This window comes from Arenibacter sp. F20364 (genome assembly GCF_023015905.1).
GTDB lineage: Bacteria > Bacteroidota > Bacteroidia > Flavobacteriales > Flavobacteriaceae > Arenibacter.
This window is the reverse complement of record NZ_JALKBD010000079.1, coordinates 1-2,959: the sequence shown is the minus strand read 5'-3', so window position 1 is coordinate 2,959 and position 2,959 is coordinate 1. Positions and strand designations below refer to the sequence as shown.

General features: G+C 31.4%; 3 protein-coding genes. All 3 read left to right on the top strand.

The features are described from left to right. Positions 1 to 261: 261 nt before the first annotated feature. The 3 genes from MWU84_RS23655 to MWU84_RS23645 all read left to right on the top strand — a co-directional run bounded on the left by MWU84_RS23655 (position 262) and on the right by MWU84_RS23645 (position 2,728). The gene (locus MWU84_RS23655; protein ID WP_085496286.1) at positions 262 to 861 is read left to right on the top strand and encodes a hypothetical protein; all 600 of its coding nucleotides are present in this window, start codon (positions 262 to 264) and stop codon (positions 859 to 861) included. Positions 862 to 1,194: 333 nt separating this feature from the next. Further along, positions 1,195 to 1,809 (top strand): hypothetical protein, encoded by a 615-nt coding sequence (locus tag MWU84_RS23650; RefSeq protein ID WP_085496287.1) that lies wholly within the window; start codon positions 1,195 to 1,197, stop codon positions 1,807 to 1,809. Between the two features lie 253 nt (positions 1,810 to 2,062). Further along, positions 2,063 to 2,728 (top strand): DUF5041 domain-containing protein, encoded by a 666-nt coding sequence (locus MWU84_RS23645; protein WP_085496289.1) that lies wholly within the window; start codon positions 2,063 to 2,065, stop codon positions 2,726 to 2,728. The last annotated feature ends 231 nt before the right edge of the window (positions 2,729 to 2,959 follow it).

Sequence of the window (2,959 nt, the reverse complement as noted above, 5' to 3'; positions counted from 1 at the left end):
AATTACAGGCCCTCTCAATGAGGGTACTACTTTTTTTTCATAACTTTAAATTTTATGATTAAACCTATCCTAAAGGTAGTGAACGGTAAGGTAACTCTTGCTTGAAGCTACCTTTAGGTTTAGTTCAACACCGGCTATTATTTATTGCGTGGTAGTTTACCTTTTGGAATAACTACTAATAACTTGTTGTGCTAATTAATAATTTATTTTCTTTAGTTCTTGGCTAGCAACAAACAATAGCCAAGAAACGTTGTGCAACATATGAAAAAACTCATACTGACAATATTATTTCTTTATTCTATAATCGGATTTTCTCAAGAAAAAAAGGAAGTTTTGATTAAAGGAATTGTAATGTCTGAAGTCAACGGAAAACCTCTTGAGAATGCTTATGTAAGTTATAAATCGAGATATAGGTATTCAATGACAAACGAAAAAGGAGAATTTGAATATCGATACAAAATTCGAGAAAGAGACAGTTTGGAAACGATTGAATTAACAGCTTTAGGATATGAAAACCTTGATACAATAATCCGAGTTGACAAGCCAAAAGAATATGTGTTTGAATTTGTTATGAAACCAAGATTTGGACTTAACCAAGAAAAAGCACTTGCCGACATCAAAAATGGAGAAATAAATATATTGGAATCAAGTGGAATCGCACCTATATTTTATAAATCAGACTCAAAATTTGCGGAAAAATATAACGTCAATTTTGTTGAATATGGTTGTGAAGCAATTGCAGAGGAAAGTCTCTATGAATATAACAGAACAGTTTTTGAGTATTTGGATAAAAAATACGGAAAGAAATGGAGGAAAAAAATTCGAAAAGACATTGTTGGACTTAATGAGAAGAATGAATAAAATACGTTGCACAACAATGGTAACCGCTGCACAACCTTATAAATTAAAAATTATCTATGATAAAAGCGGCCTTTTAGAACCGTTTGGATATTCTGGTGCATGCTGACCCCTCAAAAGCTCTTTCGGTGGTCATTGCCACCCATTCCCCTTTAATCTATATATTAAACAAAAACAACTATATTGGTAAGAAGTAATCCTTGTTATAATTGTTCCCGTTGGCATAATTTTTTATGATTTTCTGCGGGAAAAAGATCGGGAAATATTAAAAATTGAAGACCACAAAAGAAAGAATATGATAAATCAGATTTTTTATAGCATTTAAGGAAGATTATAATGAGACTTACAATAAACAAAAAAGATAAATTAGACAAGATTAACAAGTGTTTTCTAAATATGGCCGAGGGTATAATAAAGGCAGGAGACTCTAAAGTCTATGAATTAGATTTTTACATTTTATCAATACTTAACAGGGCTATTTCCTTAAATAAGGCGTTTACCCATTTATTAAGGGATAGAAATTCACTAACTGCAATTTCTTTAGTAAGGATGCAGCTTGATAACGCTTTAAGGTTAAATGCAATTAAAATTGTTCAAAATAGGGATGATTTCTTGAGTCATTTTTTTCAGGGAAAAGGAATAAACAGTTACAAGGAAGGAAAAGAAAAGTTTAGTGATAAATTCTTAGCAAGTAAGTTAAACAAAGATGTACCCGGTACTCTAGATTTATATGAATATTTGTGCAAATTTGTTCATTTTAGCGAAAATCATTTTGAAGCAACAAAATCAGCTCCTCTTAATCAAAAGGCAAATTTTCGAATTGTTGTAGGAGATTCTGATATTTTAAATAAAGATGAAAAAAATGCATTTTATGAACGAATGACAGGCATTTCTAATACGATTATTAGAATCAGTAAGGAGTGGATAAATACAAAAAGCTCAATGGTATAAACTCGTAAATGATATAGTAAGGAGGTGTAGTTGAAATTTTTCCTTTTATTGGGAAAGCTACATAGTCATAACACCAAACCTTTACTATAACGTACTCATGTGGTACTTTCAAGTAAGCTTGCTGTAAGTTATCATCGCCAATTTAAAATTTAAACTATATTAGTAGTTAACGGTTGACAATCAATGTAATGAATAATATGTGGACTAAGGTTTCGAAAATATACCCTGGCTCTGAGCAAACTAAAAATGAATCATGAAGAAATATTATTTAATTCTTTTCATTTGTCTACTAACAATTAGGGTCTCATTTGGGCAGGAATTTAAGGTTGACCATCGTACCCAATTGGAGAAGGAAAACCCAATGAATAGATTTCATCCAGAAAAAACCTCTATGTTAGACCTGCTTGAGGTTATTGAAATTCAGGGCATAACTATAAATAAATTTGAATTTGGGAAATTCAACAAGCAATATAATATAATACTACTTTCGGATCAATATGAAAACGGAGATTTTATAAAAACAGATACATTAAGCCAATTTGAGAGTACCTATCACTACTACAAGAAGGGTAAGCCTTACTTTGACTTTATCGACAAAATAAAGATTATCACTAAAGATAACGATACTGAAAGCAAGTTGTTTATCAAATCATATTCCTTTAGCAGCGAGGCAAAAGTTGAATTGAAACGGACAAGCATAAATTCCTTTTTCAATTGGAGACGATACAAGAAGACGGAATGGGAATTGGATAAAAAAATTCCATTAATGGTATTTGCGTCCTCTTGGAAAGATGAAGAATATGGTTTTGATCGATTTTGTGGAGTTTTGTATCTAACGGACAATGGAAAGGATACCAATGAACTTTTGGCATTATCCCCTTCGTATGTGGTAATTTATTATCGAGTTGAAGAGAAATAGATTCTGTGATTTCATAAAAAAAATCTTGAAGAAAGGTATTGGATGGAATTCCCCTTGACTACTCGAAGCCGAAACCCCTAGTTGTAATTTAAAAATATCATTATAACAATGATTAGAATATACTTGGATTGGAATGTGGCTATTTCGGAGTTATGACGCCACCATTTTCGGTCAAATTGCGCCACTTTGAAAGATCTTACAATTATAAAAAAAATTTAGGTTTATATACTC